At 52.7% G+C, this 25,093-nt stretch carries 19 protein-coding genes; 9 read left to right on the forward strand and 10 right to left on the reverse strand.

Going from position 1 to position 25,093, the window contains the following annotated elements; all coding sequences use genetic code 11:
• Positions 1–140 precede the first annotated feature (140 nt).
• The 4 genes from ompC to AC2FCQ_RS18605 all read right to left on the reverse strand — a co-directional run bounded on the left by ompC (position 141) and on the right by AC2FCQ_RS18605 (position 6,354).
• Positions 141–1,265: a porin OmpC gene (gene ompC / locus AC2FCQ_RS18590; RefSeq protein WP_404759935.1), complete on the reverse strand. Its 1,125-nt coding sequence runs from the start codon at positions 1,263–1,265 to the stop codon at positions 141–143.
• Between the two features lie 302 nt (positions 1,266–1,567).
• A complete protein-coding gene (gene asnS / locus AC2FCQ_RS18595) occupies positions 1,568–2,968 on the reverse strand; it encodes an asparagine--tRNA ligase (RefSeq protein ID WP_209632581.1) in 1,401 nt (466 codons plus the stop codon).
• Positions 2,969–3,192: 224 nt separating this feature from the next.
• Complete coding sequence (pncB, locus tag AC2FCQ_RS18600) at positions 3,193–4,398, reverse strand: nicotinate phosphoribosyltransferase (RefSeq protein WP_490308730.1); 1,206 nt, start codon at positions 4,396–4,398, stop codon at positions 3,193–3,195.
• Between the two features lie 255 nt (positions 4,399–4,653).
• Entirely contained in the window at positions 4,654–6,354 is a 1,701-nt protein-coding gene (locus AC2FCQ_RS18605) for a diguanylate cyclase domain-containing protein (protein ID WP_404759934.1), read from the reverse strand.
• 445 nt (positions 6,355–6,799) lie between these two features.
• Here AC2FCQ_RS18605 and pepN point away from each other — a divergent pair, with 445 nt between their 5' ends.
• Complete coding sequence (gene pepN, locus AC2FCQ_RS18610) at positions 6,800–9,415, forward strand: aminopeptidase N (protein WP_209632584.1); 2,616 nt, start codon at positions 6,800–6,802, stop codon at positions 9,413–9,415.
• A gap of 45 nt (positions 9,416–9,460) precedes the next feature.
• On the opposite strand, the gene ssuB is transcribed toward pepN, so the two are convergent.
• Genes ssuB through ssuE form a run of 5 tightly spaced genes read right to left on the reverse strand, consistent with a single transcriptional unit; the run spans position 9,461 to position 13,774 of the window.
• On the reverse strand, positions 9,461–10,237 hold the full coding sequence (gene ssuB, locus AC2FCQ_RS18615; RefSeq protein WP_209632585.1) for an aliphatic sulfonates ABC transporter ATP-binding protein: 777 nt from the start codon (positions 10,235–10,237) through the stop codon (positions 9,461–9,463).
• Positions 10,234–11,028, reverse strand: coding sequence for an aliphatic sulfonate ABC transporter permease SsuC (gene ssuC, locus AC2FCQ_RS18620; RefSeq protein WP_209632586.1), 795 nt, complete (start codon positions 11,026–11,028; stop codon positions 10,234–10,236). Before ssuC ends, ssuB begins: the two co-directional genes overlap by 4 nt.
• An 11-nt stretch (positions 11,029–11,039) precedes the next feature.
• Positions 11,040–12,188, reverse strand: coding sequence for an FMNH2-dependent alkanesulfonate monooxygenase (gene ssuD / locus AC2FCQ_RS18625; protein WP_404759931.1), 1,149 nt, complete (start codon positions 12,186–12,188; stop codon positions 11,040–11,042).
• Positions 12,189–12,204: 16 nt separating this feature from the next.
• Positions 12,205–13,170 carry a sulfonate ABC transporter substrate-binding protein gene (locus AC2FCQ_RS18630; RefSeq protein WP_490308729.1) on the reverse strand — a complete coding sequence of 322 codons (966 nt, stop codon included), beginning with the start codon at positions 13,168–13,170 and terminating at the stop codon, positions 12,205–12,207.
• Between the two features lie 25 nt (positions 13,171–13,195).
• Positions 13,196–13,774, reverse strand: a complete 579-nt coding sequence (gene ssuE / locus AC2FCQ_RS18635) for an NADPH-dependent FMN reductase (protein WP_490308727.1) — start codon at positions 13,772–13,774, stop codon at positions 13,196–13,198.
• A 259-nt stretch (positions 13,775–14,033) separates the two neighbouring features.
• Between ssuE and pyrD the strand changes: the two genes are divergently transcribed.
• Together pyrD and AC2FCQ_RS18645 are read left to right on the forward strand one after the other, a co-directional pair.
• Positions 14,034–15,044: a quinone-dependent dihydroorotate dehydrogenase gene (gene pyrD / locus AC2FCQ_RS18640; protein WP_209632590.1), complete on the forward strand. Its 1,011-nt coding sequence runs from the start codon at positions 14,034–14,036 to the stop codon at positions 15,042–15,044.
• Between the two features lie 173 nt (positions 15,045–15,217).
• Complete coding sequence (locus AC2FCQ_RS18645) at positions 15,218–15,766, forward strand: cell division protein ZapC (RefSeq protein ID WP_044549587.1); 549 nt, start codon at positions 15,218–15,220, stop codon at positions 15,764–15,766.
• A 6-nt stretch (positions 15,767–15,772) separates the two neighbouring features.
• Here the strand turns inward: AC2FCQ_RS18645 and AC2FCQ_RS18650 are convergent, their stop codons facing one another.
• A complete protein-coding gene (locus tag AC2FCQ_RS18650) occupies positions 15,773–16,876 on the reverse strand; it encodes a YcbX family protein (RefSeq protein ID WP_209632591.1) in 1,104 nt (367 codons plus the stop codon).
• A gap of 103 nt (positions 16,877–16,979) precedes the next feature.
• On the opposite strand from AC2FCQ_RS18650, the gene rlmKL reads away from it, so the two are divergent.
• The 6 genes from rlmKL (at position 16,980) to rmf (ending at position 25,030) form a co-directional block, all read left to right on the forward strand.
• Positions 16,980–19,100 carry a bifunctional 23S rRNA (guanine(2069)-N(7))-methyltransferase RlmK/23S rRNA (guanine(2445)-N(2))-methyltransferase RlmL gene (gene rlmKL, locus AC2FCQ_RS18655; protein ID WP_404760285.1) on the forward strand — a complete coding sequence of 707 codons (2,121 nt, stop codon included), beginning with the start codon at positions 16,980–16,982 and terminating at the stop codon, positions 19,098–19,100.
• Between the two features lie 5 nt (positions 19,101–19,105).
• Positions 19,106–21,010, forward strand: coding sequence for an ABC transporter ATP-binding protein (locus AC2FCQ_RS18660; protein ID WP_209632592.1), 1,905 nt, complete (start codon positions 19,106–19,108; stop codon positions 21,008–21,010).
• 74 nt (positions 21,011–21,084) lie between these two features.
• The gene (gene pqiA / locus AC2FCQ_RS18665; RefSeq protein ID WP_209632593.1) at positions 21,085–22,401 is read left to right on the forward strand and encodes a membrane integrity-associated transporter subunit PqiA; all 1,317 of its coding nucleotides are present in this window, start codon (positions 21,085–21,087) and stop codon (positions 22,399–22,401) included.
• Positions 22,388–24,034 (forward strand): intermembrane transport protein PqiB, encoded by a 1,647-nt coding sequence (gene pqiB / locus AC2FCQ_RS18670; RefSeq protein WP_490308726.1) that lies wholly within the window; start codon positions 22,388–22,390, stop codon positions 24,032–24,034. The genes pqiA and pqiB overlap by 14 nt, the downstream gene beginning before the upstream one ends.
• Complete coding sequence (pqiC, locus tag AC2FCQ_RS18675; protein WP_265555132.1) at positions 24,031–24,588, forward strand: membrane integrity-associated transporter subunit PqiC; 558 nt, start codon at positions 24,031–24,033, stop codon at positions 24,586–24,588. The genes pqiB and pqiC overlap by 4 nt, the downstream gene beginning before the upstream one ends.
• Before the next feature lie 271 nt (positions 24,589–24,859).
• Entirely contained in the window at positions 24,860–25,030 is a 171-nt protein-coding gene (gene rmf, locus AC2FCQ_RS18680; protein ID WP_071827009.1) for a ribosome modulation factor, read from the forward strand.
• The last annotated feature ends 63 nt before the right edge of the window (positions 25,031–25,093 follow it).

Consider the following 25,093-nt stretch of genomic DNA (forward strand, 5'->3'; position numbering starts at 1 on the left):
AGGCAAATTCGGCATAAAAAATGAGGGGGAAAGGGGCGTTGGCAGGATAAAAAATTAGCTGCGATACACAAAACAAAAACAGGGCCGAAGCCCTGTTTTTTTAACTTATTCGACGGTGAACCGCCGCTAAGTGAGACAACTTAGAACTGGTAAACCAGACCAACAGCTACGATATCGTCGGTAGCGGTGCCAGTGGCTTTAGTGAACTCGTTGTCGTCCAGCAGGTTGATTTTGTAATCAACGTAGGTGGACATGTTTTTGTTGAAGTAGTAAGTGGTACCAACAGAAACATATTTAACCAGATCTTGGTCAGTACCTGCGCCTGGGACGTTCAGGTTTTTACCTTTAGATTGCAGGTAAGAAACTTCTGGACGCAGACCGAAGTCGAACTGGTACTGTGCAGTCACTTCGAAGTTCTGAGTTTTGCTAGCGAAACCGCCACAGCTTTCAGAAGCAGCACAGGTTGTGCTGAAGCTGCTGCCACCGAACGGAGTCATGTTGCGGGTTTCGGAGTACATGGTTGCCAGGTAAACGTTGTTCGCGTCGTATTTAGCACCAACAGTCCATGCATCAGCCTTGTCGCCACGTTCGTTAGAACGCAGTTTCTGATCATCGGTACGGTTAGAAGAAGCATATGCAGCACCTACGCTGATGCCTTCGCCGATGTCATAAGTAGATGACAGGCCCCAACCGTCGCCGTTTTGTTTCTTAACGTCACGACCGTCGTTCTGGTTTTTACCTTGGTACTGAACAGCGAAGTTCAGGCCGTCAACCAGACCGAAGAAGTTGTTGTTACGGTAAGTAGCAACGCCGTTGGTACGGCCGGTCATGAAGTTGTCGGTAACGGTGTAAGTATCGCCACCGAACTCTGGCAGCATATCTGTCCAGCCTTCTACGTCGTACAGTACGCCGTAGTTACGGCCGTAGTCGAATGAACCGTAGTCAGCAAATTTCAGACCTGCGAAGCCCAGACGAGTCTTGGTGCCTTCGGTGCCTTGAGATTCAGAGTGGTTAGCTTGAACGTTGTATTCCCACTGGCCGTAACCGGTCAGTTGGTCAGTAATCTGGGTTTCACCTTTGAAGCCAAAACGAACATAGGTCTGATCGCCATCATTACCTTTGTCTTTGGAGAAGTAGTGCAGACCGTCAACTTTGCCGTACAGATCCAGCTTGTTGCCGTCTTTGTTGTAGATTTCCGCTGCGTTTGCTGCACCAGCAGCCAACAGAGCCGGGATAACCACTGCAAGAATGTTGCGCTTCATCATTATATTACCCTCATTGGTGTTATTCGGACACCTTTGCCACTGCCGCCAATAATTCTTTTGAACTATTGTTGATAGATTGGTGTCGTCCTGTGTCTGCACGCAGTGTTCCATTCACAGCCGGGTTAATCTAGAACGAAAATGCTACCAATGTCCCAATGAGGTTTCAAAAAGAAAGTATTTGTAACTAAATGTAATATTCAGGGAACTTTGTGACGTGGGTCAATATTAAAAAATGCGAAAGGCCAGCAAAGCTGGCCTTGGTTTTGTAACTAAATTAATTAAAAAATGGATTATCTGATTAATTAAAAGCTTGCATTACGTGGCGTACGTGGGAATGGAATAACATCACGCACGTTTTGTACACCGGTCACATAGGCGATTAAACGTTCAAAGCCCAAACCGAAGCCAGCATGCGGTACGGTGCCGTAACGACGCAGGTCACGATACCACCAGTAATCTTCTTTATTCAGGCCCATAGCTTCCAGACGTTGATCCAGCACGTCCAAACGTTCTTCACGCTGTGCGCCGCCAATGATTTCACCAATGCCTGGGGCCAGCACGTCCATTGCTGCAACGGTTTTGCCATCTTCGTTCATGCGCATGTAGAACGCTTTGATGTCTTTCGGGTAGTTTTTCACCACAACCGGTGCTTTGAAGTGTTTTTCTGCCAGGTAACGTTCATGCTCGGAAGACAGGTCGATACCCCAGGAAACCGGGTTTTCGAACGTCTGACCTGATGCGATCAGGATTTCCACGGCTTCGGTGTAATCTACCTGAGCGAAATCGGAAGAAACAAAACGCTGCAGGCGATCAATTGCATCTTTGTCTACGCGCTCGGCGAAGAACTGCATGTCATCCATGCGTTCGTTTAACACCGCTTGGAACACATACTTCAGCATTTTTTCTGCCAGCTCGGCGATGTCTTCCAGGTCTGCAAACGCCACTTCTGGTTCGATCATCCAAAACTCTGCCAGATGGCGGCTGGTGTTGGAGTTCTCAGCGCGGAAGGTTGGGCCGAACGTGTAAATCTTGGACAGCGCACAGGCGTAGGTTTCGCCGTTCAACTGGCCGGACACGGTCAGGAACGCTTCTTTACCGAAAAAGTCCTGGCTGAAATCGACAGCCCCTTTGTCAGTACGCGGCAGGTTTTCCAGATCCAACGTTGAAACGCGGAACATTTCGCCGGCGCCTTCGGTATCGGACGCGGTGATCAGCGGTGTGGAAACCCAGAAAAAGCCATTCTCATGATAGAAACGGTGAATGGCCTGTGCCAGTGTGTGGCGCACACGGGCAACGGCACCAATCAGGTTGGTACGTGGACGAAGGTGAGCGACCTCGCGCAGGTATTCGATGCTGTGGCGTTTAGCCGCCATCGGATAGGTGTCCGGATCGTCAACCCAGCCAACGACGTTAATCGCGGTGGCCTGCAGCTCGAAACTCTGGCCTTCACCCGGAGAGGCCACCACTTTACCTGTGACTTCAATCGAACAGCCCGTGGTCAGATGCAGCACTTCATCCTGATAATTCGGCAGAGAATTATTAACGACGGCCTGTAACGGATCAAAGCAGGAACCGTCATAGACGGCCAGGAAGGAGATACCAGCTTTAGAATCTCTCCGGGTACGCACCCAACCGCGCACGGTGACTTCACTGTCAACCGCAGCACGGCCTTGCAGTACGTCGACTACAGGCACTACGCTCATAGATTTCTCTCTTTAATTATTTGGTTTAGAAATAGCTTACAACCCAAGAATATGGGGATGTTGCTATGTTACTTGCCGCGGTGCAGAGCACAAGCAGAAATCGCCGGATTGGTGCAACATTTCTTGGGGAAGCGCGAAAAGGGAGCAAGGAAAAGTGTCTTATAAAGAAGAAAAAGCCGGCGAAGGAAATTCAGCCGGCTTTTTAGCGTTCGCAGGAGGGGCGCTTAGCTCGCTTTTTTCACCAGCGGCAGGTCGAACGCCTTACGTAAGGCTTTCACAAAGGCTTGATCCTGGCAGATGGTTTTGCCTGGGCTATCGGAAAGTTTCGCCACCGGCTTGCCTTTGCATTCAACGAGCTTAATCACGATGTTCAGCGGTTTTACGCCGGGAATATCGCAGGTCAGGCGCGTGCCGATGCCGAACACCAGGTTGACGCGTTGGTAAAAATGCCGGTAGAGCGCCAATGCTTTCTCCAAATCCAGGTTATCAGAGAACACCAGCGTTTTGCTCATCGGATCAATACCCAGTGTCTGGTAATGCGCGATGGCTTTCTCGCCCCATTCGAACGGGTCACCTGAGTCGTGACGCAGTCCCTGATAGCGTTGGGCGAATTGCAGACCGAAATCGCGCAGGAAGGCATCCATAGTAATACAGTCGGTCAGTGCGATGCCGAGCTGGTCCGGATATTCATCCAACCAGGCTTGCAATGCTGCTCGCTGGCTGTTCGCCAACACCGGGCTGATCTGCTGGTGCGCCTGGAACCACTCATGGGCTTGAGTACCCACAGGTGCCAGATCAAGCTGATGTGCAAGATCGTAATTGCTGGTGCCGACCAGATACGGGAATTCGTCTTTCAGTGTACTGACGATGGATTGCTGAACGGCCTGCGAGAAGCGGCGGCGGGTACCGAAGTCCATCAGTTTGAAGCGTGAAATATCCACGTCAGCACTCATGGCTTTAAACTGCGCCAGTTTGCTGCGCAAATGGGCGACCGCCATGTCCGGTGTGACATCTGGCGAGCGATGACGGTGCACCACTTCGCTGATGACGGCCAGTAACGGAACTTCCCACATGATCACTTCGCGCCAAGGACCGGCAATGCGAATATGCAGCTTTCCGGCGCGATTCTCGATCTGAACCTGTTGCGGATCGTAACGAAACTCGCGCAACCAGCTCAGGTAATCCTCACGGAAGAACGGGAGCCCTGATAGATAGGTGAATTCAGCGTCTGTCAGTGCCAACTGGCTCATCAGTGCGACCTGCGCACGGATTTCGTCGGCATATTCGCCAAGCAGCTCATCACCACGGCAGCGGAATTCCGCCGCCACGCTGATAGCGGGATAGCGGTGAAACACTGCTTGCTGCATATGAAGCTTGTAGGCATCAGTATCAAGCAGTGATGTCAAAATCGGGGAGGCGTATTGAGTCATAGCGCGTTACTGCATCCTCGTCAGGCGCGTGTCCAAATCCGGATAATCATAAAAAAGTGGGGGGAGTATACCCGGATTATCCTGTTATTGAAGCTGCATCACACCACAATTCATTGGAGCGGGTCGAGGATTAAACGTGCCTTTATGCTGGCTTGCCGTCAGGACACAGGCAGAAAAGCCAGATTCACCTGTAAGGTGAATGACTTAGCCTAATTAGTCATAAAAATTATAATGTTAATTATTTTAAACAACAATTCAGATAAAACCGGTTGGTGTATGAATGCCAACCCGGTCTTTGCCGTTATTCTTGCAGAAATAGAGGGCTTCATCTGCCTGTTTGATCGCCGTCGGCAACAGCCGAATGTCACACACCTGCGCAATGCCGCAACTGGTGGTGAAACGGACTTCTTGCCCATTGGCTAATGTCAGGGTGAGTTGGTGAGTCAGCTCGCGTAGCGTTGACATGACTTCACGCGCATTTTCCAGCGTACAATTACTCAAGATTACGGCGAATTCTTCACCGCCATAACGGCAGAAAATGTCGCTGGAGCGGAAAGTCTTTTGTAATAACTTGCCGAACGCCACCAGTACAAGGTCGCCAACGTGATGACCAAAATTGTCGTTGAGGTTTTTGAAGTTATCAATATCAATCAGACAGAAGGCCAGTGGGTAACTATTGGCCGCCAGAGATTCACACTCGAGAAAAAACTTACGGCGATTATAAATATTGGTTAACGGATCAAGATATGAGGAAGCTTCCAGCTCCTTGATCAGCAGGTGCTTTTCATTTTCCAGTGTCACCTTTTCCATCTGATACTGTTTAAGCTGTTTAATGGCATCGCTGATGGCCATCAGCTCTTGACCGTAAAACACTTCATTGCGATCGATATTCATATTACCGCGTGATAAGCGCAAAATATTGTTATGTGTTTTCGTCAGCCAGCGGCTGATATTTGAACAATAAACCAGCGTCGGTAGAAAAATAAACAGGGTGATCAGCCCACCTAAGGAAATCATGCCGTAAATCGCCGTCTGGCTGTCATAGATCTTATGCTGTGATGCGGCGATTTCCATTTCGAAACTACGCTGATAAAGCTGTTGTGAGAGATCGCTCAAGTTATTAACGTACTGGTAGATATCATCGGCGGGGTAGTTCGTGTTCGTATCCACGGCGGTATACAGCCCTTCGGTGATACGGCTGATTCGTTTTACTGACAATTGTTCAAGGATCGCATTCACTAAAAATGTGGTTTGCAGGTCGTTATAGGTCAGCTTGACAAAAATTAGCCGGGTACTTAACGCATTCAATACCCCGGTGAGCTGAATGGCTTTCAGATAAGCGTCTTTACGTGCGAGTTGGTTGGTATTGACGTCAATAACCTGGTCGATCAATTCAGTCACGGACATATTTAGCCGATTATTCAGGCGTACGGCTTCCAGAAAGAGGAAGGCGTCGGCATCAACCATGCGGGTGTCGTAGGTGTAGCGGTAATAGCTCTTACTGGCTTGGGAAATATAGTAGGCGCTATTGATGTTGAACAGATTGGCGTTGGCATCGGTAACCTGCGAAAGCTGCAGGTTGTCATTATTCAACAATTGCTCCATCAGATTGAGCATGGAAAGTGCCGCGATTTTCTGCCGTATACCAAGCTGCTGTGATATCTCGCTGTTCAGGTGTGGTTGAAAACGGGCGATTTTTTCACGCGCCACGCGATCGGCGTTCATCCACTGCGCTGGGGTAATGTGCGGGTTTATCAGACTTAAACGCTTTAAACGGTGCGCTAACAGCGTGGCCTGAAAAGCCTCTGAAATCTCTTTGGTGCGGGTAATCTTGTACAGGTTCAGTTGGTTGTCGTGATAACCGGTCTCAGCCTCAACCAGTTCATCGGAAATAAACAGGGCGAATGAGGACATCAGGGCAAAGGTAAAAAAATAGATCAGATATTTTACTTTCATGTGCGCCGCGCGTCCTTGAGCCAGTTGGGGCAATTATACCATTGTGGCTCGCAGGCTGTCTTATCTATACCCGGCGGGAATGGCTGTCGAGTAGGGGCCACAGGGGAGTGGCTGGTTGCCCTACTCGCTGAGACAAATGAACTTTTTAATCAAAGAACAGAACCTGAGCGCGTGATGAACACCACACGGGCTTTTAGCATTAAATGCTGATTTTGATGTTCCATTAGGTGCAGGAGCCTGACTGGCAGGGGGATTCGTCGATAATACCAGGATCCACCTCCGATTTCTCTGCTCTGGTGCCTTGGCATGTCTGGGTTTTTTTTGTAGCTGTGATACAGTTTATTTACAATCAGGCTCATCGAAATTTCTGCTTTTTCCCCATGGCGAAATAAACGCATGATGAAAGCCTGGCACCTGTAACTCACTGAGACGTCAAAGGGTTTTTATGACACAACAGCCACAGGCGAAGTATCGCCACGATTATCGCGCGCCAGATTATACCATCACTGATATTGACCTGGATTTTGAGCTGGATGCAGAGACAACTCGCGTAACCGCAGTCAGCAAGATTAAGCGCCAAGGTGCTGCTGACGCGCCATTGGCACTCAACGGTGAAGATCTGACGCTGGTGAGTATTGAGATCGACGGTCAGCCGTGGACTGCCTATCAGTTACAGGATAACAAACTGGTTATCGAGAATCTGCCAGCACAATTTACCATGACCATCGTCAACGATATCCACCCGGCGAAAAACACCGCGCTGGAAGGGCTGTATCTGTCTGGTGACGCGCTGTGTACGCAATGCGAGGCAGAAGGTTTCCGCCACATTACGTATTACCTCGATCGCCCAGACGTGCTTGCCCGCTTTACCACGCGTATCGTGGCCGACAAGGCGCGTTATCCGTTCCTGTTGTCAAACGGTAACCGCGTTGGGCAGGGTGAACTGGAAGATGGCCGTCACTGGGTGCAGTGGCAAGATCCGTTCCCAAAACCTTGTTATCTGTTTGCATTGGTTGCCGGTGATTTTGACGTACTGCGGGACAGCTTCACGACCCGTTCGGGACGTGAAGTTGCGTTGGAGCTGTTTGTTGATCGTGGCAACCTGGATCGCGCCGATTGGGCGATGACCTCCTTGAAGAACTCGATGAAATGGGATGAAACCCGTTTTGGGCTGGAATACGATCTCGACATTTATATGATCGTTGCCGTCGACTTCTTCAACATGGGGGCGATGGAGAACAAAGGGTTAAATATTTTTAACTCCAAATATGTGCTGGCGAAAGCGGAAACCGCGACCGACAAAGATTACTTGAATATCGAAGCGGTGATTGGCCACGAATACTTCCATAACTGGACTGGCAACCGCGTGACCTGCCGCGATTGGTTCCAGCTCAGCTTGAAAGAAGGGCTGACGGTATTCCGCGATCAGGAGTTCAGTTCAGATTTGGGGTCACGTCCGGTAAACCGTATCGATAACGTGCGTGTTATGCGCGGCGCGCAATTTGCGGAAGACGCCAGTCCGATGGCGCACGCCATTCGCCCGGACAAAGTTATCGAAATGAACAACTTCTACACCTTAACCGTGTATGAGAAAGGATCTGAAGTGATCCGCATGATGCATACGCTGTTGGGTGAAGAGCAATTCCAGAAAGGCATCCAGCTGTATTTCGAACGTCATGATGGCAGTGCGGCTACCTGTGATGATTTTGTTCAGGCAATGGAAGACGCGTCCAACGTTGATCTGTCGTTGTTCCGACGTTGGTACAGCCAGTCCGGTACGCCGCAGCTGACCGTGCGCGACGAATACGATGCCGAACATCAGCAGTACCGCCTGCATGTCAGCCAAAAAACGGAACCGACTGCGGATCAACCAGAGAAGTTGCCGCTGCATATTCCACTGGATATCGAATTGTACGATGCAGAAGGCAATGTCATTGCTCTGCAGAAAGACGGTTCGGCGATCAATAACGTATTGAACATCACCGAAGCCGAACAAACCTTTGTGTTTGACGGTGTCGCACACCAACCTGTACCGTCTTTATTGCGTGAGTTCTCGGCGCCGGTGAAGCTGGATTACCCGTACAGCGATCAGCAACTGACCTTCCTGATGCAGCACGCCCGTAATGACTTTGCGCGTTGGGATGCGGCACAGAGCTTGCTGGCTACCTACATCAAGCTGAATGTGGCGAGACACCAGCAGAAACAGCCGTTGTCGCTGCCGCTGCACGTTGCTGATGCTTTCCGCGCGGTGTTGCTGGATGAGGCTCTGGATCCGGCGCTGGCCGCGCAGATCCTGACATTGCCTTCTGAAAGCGAAATGGCCGAACTGTTCGCTACTATCGATCCTGAAGCCATTGCCGCGGTACATGAAGCGATCGTCCGTTGCCTGGCGAAGGAAATGGCCGATGAGTGGCTGGCGGTGTATAACGCCAACAAAACCGACGGTTATCGGGTGGAACACGCGGATATTGCCAAACGCTCCCTGCGCAATGTGTGCCTGGGGTACCTGGCCTTTGGCGACGAAGTGCTAGCCGATCGTTTGGTGTCGGAGCAATACCGTCAGGCGGACAACATGACCGATTCTCTGGCGGCGTTGGCTGCCGCGGTGGCCGCGCAGTTGCCGTGCCGTGATGCGTTGTTAACGGCATTTGATGAGCGTTGGCACCAGGATGGTCTGGTGATGGACAAATGGTTTGTTCTGCAGGCAACCAGCCCTGCGGCAGACGTGCTGTCCAACGTGCGCAGCTTGCTGAAACACCGCTCATTTAGCCTGAGCAACCCAAACCGCACTCGCTCGTTGATCGGCGGATTTGCATCAGCGAATCCGGCGGCATTCCATGCCGCAGACGGCAGCGGTTATCAGTTCCTGGCCGAGATCCTCAGTGATTTGAACCAGCGTAACCCACAAATTGCTGCCCGCTTGATCGAGCCGCTGATCCGTCTGAAGCGCTATGATGCTTCGCGTCAGGCGCTGATGCGTAAAGCGCTTGAACAGTTGAAAGGGCTCGAGAACCTGTCCGGCGACCTGTTCGAGAAGATCAGTAAGGCACTCGACGCGTAACGGTAAAAGGACAAAGGGACGGCATGATCTAATGCCGTCCCTTGTCTAATTCGCGATACGTCGTGAAGTTTCAGCCAGCGGTGAGGGCGGAGACAGCACTCTGTCCAACACTTCGGCCTCCAGTTCTGCCAATTTACGCGATCCTTTTCGGCGTGGTCGCGGCAGATCAATGGTCAAATCCAACCCGATGCGTCCTTCCTCAATTAAAATCACCCGATCTGCCAGCGCAATGGCCTCACTGACATCATGCGTCACCAATAACACGGTGAAACCATGCTGTTGCCATAGCCCTTCGAGCAGCCCCTGCATTTCAATCCGCGTTAACGCATCCAAGGCCCCCAAAGGTTCATCCAACAGCAACAGGCGTGGACGGTGGATCAGCGCACGTGCTAAAGCCACCCGCTGTTTTTGGCCGCCGGACAGTGCCGCGGGCCACTCATTGGCGCGATCGGCTAATCCCACTGCGTTCAATGCGTGTAACGCGTCTTCTCGCCACTGGCCCCGTAACCCGAGTCCGACGTTGTCGATCACTTTTTTCCAAGGCAGCAGGCGCGCATCCTGAAACATCAGACGTGTATCCTCTCTGGCGCTGGCGAGCGGTGCATTACCGCTCAGCAATGCGCCGCTGGTGGCTTTCTCCAGCCCGGCCATCAGACGTAGCAGCGTGCTTTTTCCGCAGCCACTGCGACCGACGACGGCGACAAACTGGCCAGCGCTGATGCGCAACTGAATATTCTCTAGCACCGTGCGGTTACCGTAGCGCTTGGCAATGGACTCCAGCGTGACTGGGGTACCTTGGGGAATACGGGCGGGAGCCGTCATAGCGCTTCTCCTTGTTTCAGTTGGTAGGCCGGATGCCAGCGTAACCAGATGCGTTCCAGCAGTTGTGCACTGACGTCAGCCAACTTGCCGAGTAAGGCATACAGCACAATGGCGACCACCACGACATCTGTCTGTAAGAATTCACGGGCATTCATCGCCAGATAGCCGATCCCCGAGTTGGCTGAAATGGTTTCCGCCACGATCAGCGTGAGCCACATAAAACCTAAGGCGAAACGAACGCCGACCATGATCGAAGGCAGAGCACCCGGTAAAACCACCTGGGTAAATAACTGGAAACCGCTCAGGCCATAGCTGCGCGCCATTTCAAGCAGGCCGCGATCGATATTCTTGATGCCGTGATAAGTGTTGAGATAGATAGGGAAGAGGGTGCCCAACGCGACCAGAAAGATCTTGGCTGACTCATCGATGCCAAACCACAAAATCACCAGCGGGATCAGCGCCAAATGCGGCACGTTGCGGATCATCTGCACGGAACTGTCTAGCAGGCGTTCGCCCCAGCGTGACAGGCCGGTAATAAAACCCAGCACAAGCCCAATGCTGCCACCGATGCTAAAGCCGATCAGTGCACGCCAGCTGCTGATTGTCAGGTGTTGCCACAGCTCACCGCTTTTGGTCAGCGTCCAAAAGGCGGTAACGACGGCGCTTGGTGCCGGCAGAATGCGGTTCGACAGCCAGCCCGCCTCAACGGAGATTTGCCAGATAACCACCAGCGCTATCGGCAATGCCCAAGGGGCGAGACGATGCAAGATACGTTGTGTGCCGTTTGCCATAGTGCGGCTCCTCAGCTTTGCGACGCTTTTTGCGGAATATAGATATTGGCCACCACTTCTCCCTGCGCTTTGACCGGTCGGCGTTGAGTGGGCGCTTCGTTTTCAACCAGGTCAAGATGGGGGAACAGCAGTTCACCTACGCGGTAGGCTTCTTCCAAATGTGGATAACCGGACAAGATAAAGGTATCGATACCCAGGTCAGCATATTCCTGCATACGTGCCGCCACCGTCGGACCATCACCAACCAGTGCGGTACCGGCTCCGCCGCGCACCAGGCCAACACCGGCCCACAGATTGGGACTGATCTCCAGATGGTCTTTCTTGCCGCCGTGCAATGCCGCCATGCGTTGTTGTCCAACGGAGTCAAATCGGGCAAAAGCCTTCTGTGCGTCGGCAATCGTCTTCTCATCGAGATTGGCGATTAACCGATCGGCGGCCCGCCAGGCTTCTTCTGTGGTTTCACGTACGATCACGTGCAGACGTATACCAAAACGGACCTTGCGGCCTTTGGCTGCCGCTTTGGCACGTACCTCGGCGATCTTTTCTTTAACCTGCGCCGGAGGCTCACCCCAGGTGAGGTACATTTCAACCTGCTCGGCTGCCAGATCCTGCGCGGCGGCGGAAGAACCGCCAAAATAGAGCGGTGGGCGTGGCTGTTGTACAGGTGGGTACAGCAGTTTTGCGCCCTTTACCTGAATATGTTTGCCGTTGAAATCGACGGTTTCGCCTTCCAGCACCTTGCGCCAGACGTGGGTGAACTCTGCGGAGGCCTCATAACGCTCTTCGTGATTTAAATGCAGGCCCTCCGCCGCCAATTCCTCAGGATCGCCGCCGGTAACCAGGTTAAAGAGTGCACGGCCATTGGAAAGGCGATCCAGCGTCGCAGCCTGACGCGCTGCCAGCGTGGGTGAAATGATGCCGGGTCGTAACGCCACCAGGAACTTCAACCGTTGAGTGACCGGGATCAGTGACGCTGCCACCAGCCAAGAGTCCTCGCATGAACGGCCGGTCGGGATCAATACACCGCCGAAACCCAGTCGGTCAGCTGCTTGGGCGATTTGCTGTAAATAGCCGTAATCGACACTGCGGGCACCTTCAGTACTGCCCAGATAGTGGCCGTCACCATGAGTGGGTAAAAACCAGAATACGTTCAGGCTCATTGTAGGTTCTCCTAAATTATTGTGCGTTTGGGTGCCAGATGCGCTGAGAAATGTCGACTTTCACGGGCACCAAATGATTGGCATAAAACAGATCGGCAGTTTGCTGCTGAGCGGCAATGGTGTGTGCGTCCAAAGGCTTAATCGACGTCGGCGGGCGGTGATCCAGATAGGCGGAGATCACTTTCTCCGGCAGGCCCATCGCGTTTGCCAACAGTGTGACGCTTTGCGCCCGATCGCTGCGGGTCAGTGCATCGGCCTGTGTCAGTACATCGAGCACGTGTTGAATGAACGGCCCGTTAGCTTCGGCATAAGGGCGCACGGCAAGGTAGAACGAGCCGGTTTGATTAAGGTCGGTACCGTCACCCAGTACTCGCACGCCACCCTGCAACAAGGCAGCGGAATAGTACGGGTCCCAAATGGTCCAGGCATCGACGTTACCTTGTTGGAAGGCGGCGCGGGCATCTGCGGGAGTCAGATAGATAGGCTGAATATCGGTGAATTTCAGCCCTGCTTTTTGTAGTGAGCGCAACAGCAAATTGTGGGAGCTGGAACCCTTCTGAAAAGCGACTTTACGGCCCTTCAGATCCGCGACGGTTTTGATTGGGCTGTTTTCCGGCACCAGGATCACTTCCGCCTTGGGCTTTGGTGGTTCCACACCGACATACAGCAGGTCTGCACCGGCGGCCTGGGCGAATATCGGTGGAATATCCCCCGTACTGCCTAAATCGATGCTGCCCACGTTCAGCGCTTCGAGCATTTGCGGACCGGCGGGGAATTCGATCCAACTGATTTTGGTATGGGGAAACCGTTGTTCCAACAGGTTGTGGGACTTAGCCAATACCAGGCTAATCGATCCTTTTTGGTAGCCGATGCGGAATTGTGCCGGATCCTGAGCGTTGGCCGTATTGATCCACGCCAGTGAGATAATGCCTGCCAATGCGCTGGTACCCAGCCAACGTCCCAGAGAAGAAAGTCGTTTCATGCGTATTTCCTTATATGCTGTGCTGTCAGGCGGTTTGGCGTGCAAGCAGGGTCGGGGAGATCTTTACCCTTGGGGGTTTACGGCGACCGAGGGCCAGATAAAAGCTTTCCAAGGCCTCCTCCAATCGGGCTGCCAGGTTCTCGGACAGGGTGACCTTTTCACCGTCCAGCACGATCTGGCTGTCATCGGCAAACACCCCGTGCAACACCTCCTGAGCTTTCAATGCCGCCAGCACGGGTTTTAAGGCGTAATCCACTGCCAACATATGGCCAATGGAACCGCCGGTGGCTAGGGGCAATACCACCTTATGGTCCAGCGCGCGTTCGGGCAGCAGGTCCAGCAGTGTTTTCAGTGCACCGGAAAATGATGCTTTATACACTGGCGTAGAGACCAGCAGGCCATCAGCCTGCGCCAGTTGCTCAGTGAAGGCTTTGATTGCGGGGCTGTTAAAGTTGGCATACAGCAAATCTTCGGCATCAAAGTCGTGCAGGGTGTAGGGGATCACTTCCACGCCTTGCTGTTGTAACCAACTTTTACTCAGGGAAAGCAGTGCCGCTGATCGTGATGGGATACGAGGACTGCCGGCCAGTGATATAACGCGCATTGCCACTCCTTATAACTAAAAGTTAGGTTTAATGAGTAAATTATCGAGAAGTGTTTTAAACCTATCAGCAAAAGGGCGGGTTACTTAAATCTCATTTTTTGATTTTGATATGCGCAAATACGGATTGGCGGTGATTTGAACCCTGGCGAGGGAAAACGGTTGCGTAAAAAACGCTTTTTTTGCTTTTAATCAATTCCAATTGGGCAGGGGATACCGGATAATACGCCCCCGGTTTGCAACCGGGAAATCAGGAGAGTACATGTACTACCCCCTCATCAGAAAAGCGCTGTTCCAGCTCGATCCCGAGCGTGCGCATGAATTGACTTTTCAACAGCTTCGCCGTGTTACCGGCACCCCGTTAGAATTCCTTATTCGTCAGGCAGTGCCGACCAAGCCGGTAAGCTGCATGGGGCTCTCTTTTAAAAACCCATTGGGTTTGGCCGCCGGTCTGGATAAAGACGGTGAATGTATCGATGCCTTCGGTGCTATGGGTTTTGGCTTTGTCGAAGTCGGGACTGTGACGCCGCGCCCGCAGTCGGGGAATGATAAACCGCGTCTGTTCCGCGTTGTGGAAGCTGAAGGGTTGATCAACCGCATGGGCTTTAATAACCAGGGTGTTGATAATCTGGTTGAAAACGTTAAGAAATCTCATTTCGGCGGTATTCTGGGGATTAATATTGGCAAGAATAAAGATACCCCGGTTGAGCAAGGAAAAGACGATTATCTGATCTGTATGGATAAAGTGTATCCGTATGCCGGTTATATCGCGATCAACATTTCGTCACCCAATACTCCGGGATTACGTTCTTTACAGTACGGAGACGCGTTGGACGATCTTCTGGCCGCGATTAAAAATAAGCAGCAGGAATTGCATGCGCGCCATCACAAATATGTGCCAGTCGCTGTTAAGATCGCACCGGATCTTTCTGAAGAAGAATTGATCCAAATAGCCGACAGTTTGGTTCGCCATAATATCGATGGTGTGATCGCGACCAATACCACCTTGGATCGAAAATTGATCCAGGGGCTGAATTATTGCGAGCAAATGGGGGGCCTAAGTGGTCGTCCATTACAAGCGAGCAGCACCGACGTGATCCGCCGTTTGTCACACGAATTGCAAGGGCGTTTGCCGATCATTGGTGTTGGCGGAATTGATTCCCTGATGGCGGCACGTGAAAAAATGGCAGCTGGGGCTTCCTTGGTGCAAATTTATTCCGGATTTATCTTCAAAGGTCCGCGCCTGATTAAAGATATCGTTAACTACATCTAATATTTTTCCTTTCATTTTCGGCCGGGGGTTTATTTCTTCTCCCGGCTCGTCTATATTTTGTCCACTAGCATAAATATCGTTCGCGGAATTATCCGATGTTTAAGCGATTTTAGCGGTGATAAAATCACCTTTTAGGTAAATACAGCGTGGCATGGGCAGCAGAAGGATAAGAGATGAAGATAAAACCTGACGATAATTGGCGTTGGTATTTTGACGCCGAGCACGATCGGCTAATGCTGGATTTAGCTAATGGTATGATCTTTCGTTCGCGTTTCCCTGCCAAAATGTTAACGCCTGATGCTTTCGATGAATGCTCTTTTTGCGTGGATGATGCGGCGCTTTATTTTAATTATGAAGAGCAGTGTAAACAGATAAAACTCAGCCACGAGCAACGTGCAGAACTGGTATTAAATGCCCTGGTGGCTTATCGGTTCTTGAAACCCTTGATGCCGAAAAGCTGGCATTTTTCTCAGCAACATTATCCGTTGCAACCCAAGAATGGTGAGCTTGCGGCGGTGAAGGTGATGGAAAGCGGCGTTGAAGCCCGCCTGCTGGTGGTAGAAGCCGGCGATAACGCCAGCCTGTGCTTGCTGGCACAAAACCAACTTTCAGTTGCAGGTCGCACCATGGTCCTGGGCGATGCCATCAAAGTCATGCACGATAGACTTAAACCCTGTGCGCAGGATGAGGCCTCAGCCCCGGCTTACGACAGGGCTGTATAAGGCCGATTACGCCAGCGTCAGATCGCTTTTTGGAATACAGCTGCAGCAGAGAATGGTGCCATTGTTGGCTACTGCGCTTTTCTTCAGCGGTGCCACTTCGCCACTTACCAAGGTGATGCGACAGCTCCCGCAAATGCCCGCACGGCATGAATAAGGCACGCGGAGCCCTTGCTGTTCCAACTGCTCCAACAAAATCTGCTGATTATTGCCGGTAAACACCTTTCCTTCGTATTCAATGGTAACGCTGTGCGCACTGTCCTGCGGTGCCTGAAGGCTTTCAACGACTTTACCCGCGCCATAAGGGCGTGCAGGTTTAGTGGACAAGACTTCCACCGTATCGCCAACGCGGATAATACCGCTGTTGCGCGCCACCATATTTTGGCCAAAATCGACATCGCCGTTGTCAGCAGTGCGGAATTTCTGCAGGGTGCTGAGTGGTTCACCGCTCGGATGCTTACGGCCGCGTTCGGTGCTAACGGTAGTCAGTACACAGCGGCTGCAGGGTTTTACCAGATCAAACATGACGTCACCGACGCGGATCACCTGCCAACCATCTTCTGCCCACGCACTGGCACCCGTCACCACGAGATTGGGGCGGAATTGCTCCAGTTTGATACTACCTGGGCAGCGCTGTTGCAAATCGTTGAATGAGGCTTCGTTAATCAGCAGATAAGGGTAACCGTCGGCGAAGGAAAGGGGGATTTCCGGGTGCTTTTTAACGCGACGGGTGAGTTCTGGGCCGAGCCAGCGCAGCTGCACGTCGCGCTGAAAGTAACCGCTTAGCCAATCGTTAATGGGCTGCGGTGCAATCAAGGCGGTGAAATGGTTGCCCCAGACCTCTGTCGGCTGTGCCTCGGGGGCGAAATCACTGAAGCGGATGGCGGCGCTTTCGCCGTCCGGCGCGGTCAGGAACAGCCCATCGGGGAGCAGTGCTGGAGTGAACATCACCATCTGCGGATATTGGCGCGCCGTAATAAAGGTGCCATCCGGTTCGGTGATCATAAAAGTGCGATCAAAAGCCAGACCGCTACTGGAAACTTGCGCGTGAGAAAGCTGCAAACCACGAAGCGATTTCACCGGATGAACGTAGAGTTTCGAAAGCGTAATCACCCTTATCCCCGTGCGATTATTAAATAGAAGGGAGCAACTTTATGACAAGCGGTCTGGATTAGCTATAATGCGCAACAATTTTCTTTTTGGTGATAAGTACGATATGAACTCTCTGTTTGCCAGCACGGCGCGTGGACTGGAAGAACTGTTAAAAAGCGAACTGGAAGCGCTGGGCGCTCACGCCTGTAAAGTAGTGCAGGGTGGGGTACATTTTCAGGGTGACGATCGTCTTCTGTACCAAAGCTTGCTGTGGAGCCGTCTGGCCTCACGTATTTTGCTGCCGCTGAATGAATTCCGTGTGCACAGCGATCTGGATCTGTATCTGGGCGTACAGGCGATTGACTGGACGAACATTTTTGGCGTGGATAAAACCTTTGCCGTTCACTTCAGTGGCGTTAACGAAGAGATCCGCAACAGTCAGTACGGCGCGTTGAAAGTTAAAGACGCCATTGTCGACAGCTTTACCCGCAAGATGGATCAGCGTCCAACGGTTGCCAAGCAACAGCCGGACATTCGCGTCAACGTGTTCCTGCAGCGCGATATGGCCAGCGTAGCGCTCGATCTGAGTGGTGAGGGCCTGCATCAGCGTGGTTACCGCGACCTTACCGGCCAGGCACCGCTAAAAGAAAGCCTGGCGGCGGCGATTGTCCAGCGTTCCGGCTGGCAGCCAGGTACCCCGATGCTGGATCCCATGTGCGGTTCAGGCACGTTGTTGATCGAAGCGGCCATGATAGCTTCGGATCGTGCACCAGGCCTACACCGCCAGCACTGGGGCTTTACCGCTTGGAATGGCCACAACGCCGATCTGTGGCGTGAAGTGATCACCGAAGCGCAGGTGCGTGCACGTCGCGGTTTGCAGGAAACCACTTCGCGTTTCTTTGGTTCTGACATTGATCGCCGGGTGATAGAAATGGCCCGCGGAAATGCCCGTCGTGCCGGCGTTGCTGAACTGATCACCTTTAACGTCAACGACGTTGCCAAACTGACCAACCCGTTGCCGGAAGGCCCGACGGGCACCGTGATTTGCAACCCGCCTTACGGTGAGCGCCTGGAAAGCGAACCGGCACTGATCGCCTTGCATAATATGCTGGGTCGGATCATGAAGAGCGCGTTCGGTGGCTGGCAGTTATCGCTGTTCAGCGCTTCGCCAGAGCTGCTGAGCTGTTTGCAGTTGCGTGCTGAGCGCCAGTTCAAGGCTAAAAACGGCCCGTTGGACTGCGTACAGAAAAATTACCAACTGGCGGAAAATCCACAGGGTACTGGTGGTGTGCAGGTAGCGGAAGATTTTGCTAACCGTCTGCGCAAGAACTTGAAGAAGCTCGATAAGTGGGCCAAACAGCAGGGTATTGAGTGTTATCGCTTGTATGATGCTGACTTGCCGGACTATAACGTGGCCGTGGATCGCTACGGCAGCAAGGTCGTGGTGCAGGAGTACGCACCGCCAAAAACGATCGATGCGCAGAAAGCTCGTCAGCGTCTGTTCGATGTGATCAACGCCACGCTGGCAGTGCTGGAGCTGCCTTCCAATCAGCTGATCCTCAAAACTCGCGAACGTCAGAAGGGCAAGAATCAGTACGAAAAACTGGCGCAGAAGGGCGAGTTCCTGCTGGTGGAAGAGTTTAACGCCAAACTGTGGGTTAATTTGACTGACTATCTCGATACCGGGTTGTTCCTTGACCACCGCATCGCCCGCCGCATGCTGGGTGAAATGAGCAAAGGCAAAGACTTCCTCAACCTGTTTGCTTATACCGGCACCGCCAGTGTGCATGCCGGTCTGGGCGGTGCGCGCAGCACCACCACGGTGGATATGTCGCGTACCTATCTGGAATGGGCCGAGAAAAACCTGCGGGTTAACGGTCTGACTGGCAAACAGCACAGATTGATCCATGCAGACTGCCTGTCATGGCTACAAAATGCCGACGAACAATTCGACGTGATCTTTATCGATCCGCCGACCTTCTCCAACTCCAAGCGGATGGAGAATACCTTTGACGTTCAGCGCGACCACCTGGTGCTGATGCAAGATTTGAAACGGTTACTGCGTCGTAACGGGACCATTATGTTCTCGAATAACAAACGCGGTTTCCAGATGGATATGGCCGGCCTGAGCGCATTGGGTCTGGAGGCGAAAGAAATTACCGCCCAGACTCAGTCACAGGATTTTGCCCGTAACCGTCAAATTCATAACTGCTGGCTGGTTACCCATGCCGGCGAAGGAAAATAATTACTATGTCGTTAATTAGCATGTCCGGTGCCTGGTTGTCCTTCAGCGATGCACCGCTTTTAGATAACACCGAAATTCATATTGAAGACAACGAACGCGTTTGTCTGGTTGGGCGCAATGGCGCCGGTAAGTCCACGCTGCTGAAGATCCTCGGTAAAGAAATTCCGTTGGATGACGGCCGGGTGATTTATGAGCAAGATCTGATTGTGGCGCGTCTGCAGCAGGATCCACCGCGCAATATCGGTGGCACAGTCTTCGACTTTGTGGCGGAAGGCGTGGCCGAACAGGCGGAACACCTGAAAGCGTATCATGCGATCTCGCATTTGGTGGAAACCGATCCAAGCGAAAAGAACCTGACGCGCATGGCGCAGATTATGGAGATCCTCGATCACCAGGGTCTGTGGCAGCTCGACAGCCGTATCAGCGAAGTGCTGTTGCAGTTGGGTCTGAACGGCGATGCAGAGCTTTCTTCTCTCTCCGGCGGTTGGTTGCGTAAAGCGGCGCTGGGCCGCGCACTGGTGAGCTCCCCGCGCGTGCTGTTGCTTGATGAACCGACCAACCACCTGGATATTACAACGATTGACTGGCTGGAAGGGTTCTTGAAGGAATTCCAGGGCAGCATCGTGTTCATTTCCCACGACCGTTCCTTTATCCGTAATATGGCAACGCGCATTGTCGATCTCGATCGCGGCAAGCTGGTGTCCTGGCCGGGTAACTACGATTTATACCTGCTGAGCAAAGAAGAAGCGCTGCGAGTGGAAGAGCTGCAAAACGCAGAATTCGACCGTAAGCTGGCGCAGGAAGAGGTGTGGATTCGTCAAGGCATCAAAGCGCGCCGCACCCGTAACGAAGGCCGTGTACGTGCACTGAAGGCATTGCGTAACGAGCGTTCGGAACGCCGTGAAGTCATGGGCACCGCCAAGATGCAGGTGGAAGAGGCTGTACGCTCTGGCAAGATCGTGTTTGAGATGGAAAACGTTAACTATCAGGTTGGCGGTAAAGTGCTGGTGCGTGATTTCTCAGCGCAGGTACAGCGTGGTGACAAAATTGCGTTAGTCGGCCCAAATGGCTGCGGTAAAACGACGCTGCTGAAACTGATGCTGGGGCAGTTGAAAGCCGACAGTGGTCGCGTGCATTGCGGGACCAAGCTGGAAGTCGCTTACTTCGACCAACACCGTGCCGAACTGGATCCGGAACGTACGGTGATGGACAACCTGGCAGAAGGCAAGCAGGAAGTGATGGTCAACGGCCGTTCCCGTCACGTGCTGGGCTATTTACAGGACTTCTTGTTCCACCCAAAACGCGCGATGACACCGGTGAAAGCCTTGTCAGGTGGGGAGCGTAATCGCCTGTTGCTGGCCAAGTTGTTCCTGAAACCAAGTAACTTATTGATTCTCGATGAACCAACCAACGATCTTGACGTCGAAACGCTGGAGTTGCTGGAAGAGCTGATCGACGGTTATCAAGGCACCGTGCTGTTGGTGAGCCACGATCGTCAATTCGTTGATAACTCCGTGACCGAGTGCTGGATCTTTGAAGGTAACGGTGTGATCAGCACCTTTGTCGGCGGTTACTACGACGCACACCACCAACGTGCGACGGCAAAACCGATCCGTCAGGTAGCGGCCGAGCAGAACAAGCCGGCGGCGGAAAAAAAGGCTGAACAGTCGAAGAAACCTGCCGTTAAACTGAGCTATAACTTGTTACGTGAGCTGGAACAGTTACCGCAGCGTCTTGAACAATTGGAAACGGAAATTACAGCGTTGCAAGCGCAAATGAGCGATGCGGACTTCTTCACGCGTCCCCACAGTGAAACACAGCAGGTACTGACGGCACTGGCCGCAGCCGAAGGGGCGCTGGAAGAGGCGTTTGCCCGCTGGGAAGAGCTGGAAGCGATGAAAAACGGCTAACCGCTGAGAATACCGCCCGCGCGCTGCTGCGGGCGGTATTGCCGTACCGGTGAGCTACGTTGTTAAGGAGGATTATGGTGTGTTCCCACGAGAATCACGAGCAGCACAGCCACGCAACGCACGTACAACAGCAACAGGACAACCTGATGCTGTGTCCGCAGTGCGACATGCTGGTGGCATTGCCGCCGCTGGCCTATGGTTCAAAAGCGGTATGCCCGCGTTGTAAAACGACGCTCAGCTCCCGCTGGGATGAACCGCGTAAGCGGCCGATCGGCTACGCCCTCAGTGCATTGTTCATGCTGTTGCTGGCGAATATTTTCCCTTTTATTAATATGCGTGTTGCCGGTCTCGGTAACGAAATCAAACTGATCCAGATCCCGCAGGTGATGGTGGCGGAAGACTACGCCAGCATGGCCACGCTGTTTATGGTGTTCGTTCAACTGATCCCGGCATTTTGCATGGTGGCGATCATTCTTTTGTGCGCCAGGGTACCTATTCCTATCGGCCTGAAAGAGTGGATGGCCAAACTGCTGTTCCAGTTTAAAACCTGGTGCATGGTGGAGATTTTTCTGGCCGGGGTGCTGGTCAGCTTCGTTAAGCTGATGGCTTACGGTGATATTGGCGTAGGCAGCAGCTTTGTGCCTTATTGCCTGTTTTGCCTGTTGCAGGTGCGAGCTTTCCAGTGCGTCGACCGCCGCTGGTTATGGAATGATATTGAACCGGCGCCGCGACACGATCGTCCCATGACGGTAGGCCGTATCGGATTGCGCCAGGGCTTGCGTTCGTGCCAATGCTGCACGGCGATCTTGCCGGCTGAACTGACCCGCTGCCCACGGTGCCATACCAAGGGCTACGTTCGCCGTCGTCACAGCCTGCAATGGACGTTGGCACTGCTTGTCACCTCGATCATGCTGTATCTTCCGGCGAATTTGCTGCCTATCATGGTCACTGAGGCACTGGGTAATAAAATTACCTCAACCATCATGGCTGGGGTGATCCTGCTGTGGGGAGAAGGGTCTTATCCGGTGGCGATGGTGATCTTCATTGCCAGCATCATGGTACCCTCATTGAAAATGTTGGCGATTGGCTGGCTGTGTTGGGATGCCAACGGCAGGCATAAGCCCCGGGCCGATAGCGAACGGATGCACCTGATTTATGAAGTGGTTGAATTCGTTGGCCGCTGGTCAATGATCGACGTGTTTGTGATTGCCGTACTCTCGGCATTGGTACGGATGGGACAATTGATGAGTATTTACCCGGCTACTGGCGCGCTGCTGTTCGCCATGGTGGTGATCCTCACTATGTTTGCTGCCATGACGTTTGATCCCCGCCTGACGTGGGATCGCGTAAATGAAACGATAAAAAAGGAGCCGCAAGGTGACGGAAAATAATCATAACGTCGCGGACGTTGAAAAGATCAAGCGCTGGTCGCCGGTGTGGATTATCCCCATCGTCACTGCGCTGATTGGCGCCTGGATCCTGTTCTACCATTTTAGCCACCAAGGCCCGGTCGTGACATTGGTCACCACCACCGCAGAAGGGCTGGAGGCAGGGAAAACGAAAATAAAAAGCCGCAGTGTCGACGTCGGTATTGTGGAGACGGTCACGCTGAGTGAAGACTTGAGCAAGGTTGTGGTCGAGGCGCGCCTTAATTCCGGTATGGGAAAACTGTTGCGTCAGGACTCGGCTTTCTGGGTCGTGAAGCCACAGATTGGCCGCGGGGGGGTTTCCGGTCTGGGCACGTTGCTTTCCGGTGCCTATATCGAGCTGCAACCGGGCAATAAAGGCAAAGCAGGCAAGAGTGACTATCAACTGTTGGATGCACCGCCATTGGCGTCTCCAGATGCCAAAGGGCTGCGCATCATACTGGACAGCGAAAAATCGGGTCAGTTGAATGCCGGTGACCCCGTGCTGTTCCGCGGTTACCGTGTCGGCTCGGTAGAGACCAGCTATTTTGATCCGAAAATGCGTGCCATGCGTTATCAGCTGTTTGTCTCCGCACCTTATGATCAACTTGTGACCAGCAATGTTCGCTTCTGGAAAGACAGCGGCGTGGCCTTTGACATGTCCGCGCAGGGCATGCGAGTAGAAATGGGCTCATTGGCGACCTTGTTCAGCGGCGGCGTCAGCTTTGACGTGCCGGACGGCTGGGATCGCGGTGAGCAGGCGAAAGAGAAGACGGAATATCAGCTGTTCGATAACCAACGCAGCATCCAGGATTCGCTGTACACCGTACACAAAGATTACCTGATGTTCTTCTCCGATTCGATTCGCGGCCTGCAGCCGGGTGCGCCAGTCGAGTTCCGCGGCATCCGTTTGGGTACTGTGGCGCAGGTGCCATTCTATAAAGAAGGCATGATGCAACGACTGGATAACGATTACCGTATTCCGGTCCTGATCAGGATCGAACCGGATCGCTTCCAGAAACAGCTGGGTGGCAATTTCGATATTGAAGGGCATCTGAAAGATGCTGAAGCTCGTGGGATGCGCGCCGCGTTGAAGTCAGCCAACCTGCTGACCGGTTCACTGTATATCGATCTTGATTTCTACCCGCAAGAAAAAGCCTGGAAAGGGCCGCGCGAGCTGTTCGGTTACCCACTGATGCCGACCACCAGCGGCGGTCTGGCGCAGATCCAACAGAAACTGATGCAGACGTTGGATAAGATCAACGCGATGCCGTTAAATCCGATGATCAATGAGGCGACCAAAACGCTGGCGGAAAGCCAGAAGACCATGAAGTCGACACAGCAGACCATGCAATCGCTGAACGACATCATTGCCAGCAAAGAAATGAAGGCGCTGCCGCAGGATATGCAGAAAACGCTGCAGGAACTGAATCGCAGCATGAAAGGCTTCCAGCCAGGTTCACCGGCCTACAACAAGATGGTCGGCGATATGCAGCGTCTCGATCAGGTGTTGCGCGAACTGCAACCCGTGCTGCGTACCCTGAACGAAAAGAGCAACGCGCTGGTATTTGAAGCCGCGGGCAGTAATGATCCTCAGCCGAAGAAGGCCAATAAATGATGAAATGGATTCCGGTAGCCCTGGCGCTGTTGCTCAGCGCCTGTAGCAGTACGCCACAGAAAACCTACTATCAACTGCCGGCATTGGGTACGCCGGCGCAGGTCAGCGGGGGAGCGACGTCGCGCCAACTGTGGCTGGAGCATGTAAGCGTAGCGGACTATTTGGCACAAAGTGGTGTGGTTTACCAAACCAATGATGTGCAGTACGTGATCGCCCAGAACAACCTCTGGGCCAGTCCGCTTGACCAACAGTTGCAGCAGACATTGGTGACTAACTTGAGCAGCGCGATGCCAGGCTGGGTCGTATCTTCTCAGCCGATGAGCAGCGATCAGGACGTACTTAACGTCAACGTTAGCGGTTTCCATGGGCGTTTTGATGGCAAGGCGATTATTCGCGGCGAGTGGGTGCTGAACCATCAAGGTCAACTGACCAAACGACCGTTCAACCTGGAACTGAAGCAGGGTGAAGACGGCTACGATGCACTTGTGCGAACGCTGGCACAAGGGTGGCAGCAAGAAGCACAGGACATTGCTGCCCAGGCCGGTCGTTTTTAGTCATAATTTGTACTAAAAGAGTCTAATCCCTCCCAACGTGAAATTTTACATTTACAAGTTGGGAGGGATTTTTGTTTTATTTCAATACATTAACTTATTTTTGGCATATCAGCCACTTAGCAAATTCTACGTGTGTAGTTCACAAATATGACATTGGCGTGAATTTTGCGCATTGATCTTCCCGTCATTTAGCGCTATTGGTTAAACGTGGCTGCGCAAAAAGCAGCCATTGTTTTCTTTCCACCAGACCAAAAAATGAGGGAAACGAGGCATGAAGAGACAGAAACGCGATCGTCTGGAAAGGGCGCATTCGAGAGGTTATCAAGCAGGTATTTTAGGGCGTTCCAGGGAATATTGTCCCTACCAATCATCGGTGGACGCCCGGTCTCAGTGGCTGGGAGGTTGGCGAGAAGCCATGGAAGACAGGGCTGTGACCGCTTAAGCGGCTCCCTGTCAAAAAAAGGAACAACCTCCGCCAAGCGCGGAGGTTTTTGTTTACAGGTAC

It is taken from the genome of Serratia sp. CoH_134_PS_4 (assembly GCF_058190535.1).

What these genes read in the sequence shown, in the direction of transcription:
- ompC (WP_404759935.1), bottom strand. Translation starts at nt 1,265, where the DNA reads ATGATGAAGCGCAACATTCTTGCAGTGGTTATCCCGGCTCTGTTGGCT.
- asnS (WP_209632581.1), bottom strand. Translation starts at nt 2,968, where the DNA reads ATGAGCGTAGTGCCTGTAGTCGACGTACTGCAAGGCCGTGCTGCGGTT.
- pncB (WP_490308730.1), bottom strand. Translation starts at nt 4,398, where the DNA reads ATGACTCAATACGCCTCCCCGATTTTGACATCACTGCTTGATACTGAT.
- AC2FCQ_RS18605 (WP_404759934.1), bottom strand. Translation starts at nt 6,354, where the DNA reads ATGAAAGTAAAATATCTGATCTATTTTTTTACCTTTGCCCTGATGTCC.
- pepN (WP_209632584.1), top strand. Translation starts at nt 6,800, where the DNA reads ATGACACAACAGCCACAGGCGAAGTATCGCCACGATTATCGCGCGCCA.
- ssuB (WP_209632585.1), bottom strand. Translation starts at nt 10,237, where the DNA reads ATGACGGCTCCCGCCCGTATTCCCCAAGGTACCCCAGTCACGCTGGAG.
- ssuC (WP_209632586.1), bottom strand. Translation starts at nt 11,028, where the DNA reads ATGGCAAACGGCACACAACGTATCTTGCATCGTCTCGCCCCTTGGGCA.
- ssuD (WP_404759931.1), bottom strand. Translation starts at nt 12,188, where the DNA reads ATGAGCCTGAACGTATTCTGGTTTTTACCCACTCATGGTGACGGCCAC.
- AC2FCQ_RS18630 (WP_490308729.1), bottom strand. Translation starts at nt 13,170, where the DNA reads ATGAAACGACTTTCTTCTCTGGGACGTTGGCTGGGTACCAGCGCATTG.
- ssuE (WP_490308727.1), bottom strand. Translation starts at nt 13,774, where the DNA reads ATGCGCGTTATATCACTGGCCGGCAGTCCTCGTATCCCATCACGATCA.
- pyrD (WP_209632590.1), top strand. Translation starts at nt 14,034, where the DNA reads ATGTACTACCCCCTCATCAGAAAAGCGCTGTTCCAGCTCGATCCCGAG.
- AC2FCQ_RS18645 (WP_044549587.1), top strand. Translation starts at nt 15,218, where the DNA reads ATGAAGATAAAACCTGACGATAATTGGCGTTGGTATTTTGACGCCGAG.
- rlmKL (WP_404760285.1), top strand. Translation starts at nt 16,980, where the DNA reads ATGAACTCTCTGTTTGCCAGCACGGCGCGTGGACTGGAAGAACTGTTA.
- AC2FCQ_RS18660 (WP_209632592.1), top strand. Translation starts at nt 19,106, where the DNA reads ATGTCGTTAATTAGCATGTCCGGTGCCTGGTTGTCCTTCAGCGATGCA.
- pqiA (WP_209632593.1), top strand. Translation starts at nt 21,085, where the DNA reads ATGGTGTGTTCCCACGAGAATCACGAGCAGCACAGCCACGCAACGCAC.
- pqiC (WP_265555132.1), top strand. Translation starts at nt 24,031, where the DNA reads ATGATGAAATGGATTCCGGTAGCCCTGGCGCTGTTGCTCAGCGCCTGT.
- rmf (WP_071827009.1), top strand. Translation starts at nt 24,860, where the DNA reads ATGAAGAGACAGAAACGCGATCGTCTGGAAAGGGCGCATTCGAGAGGT.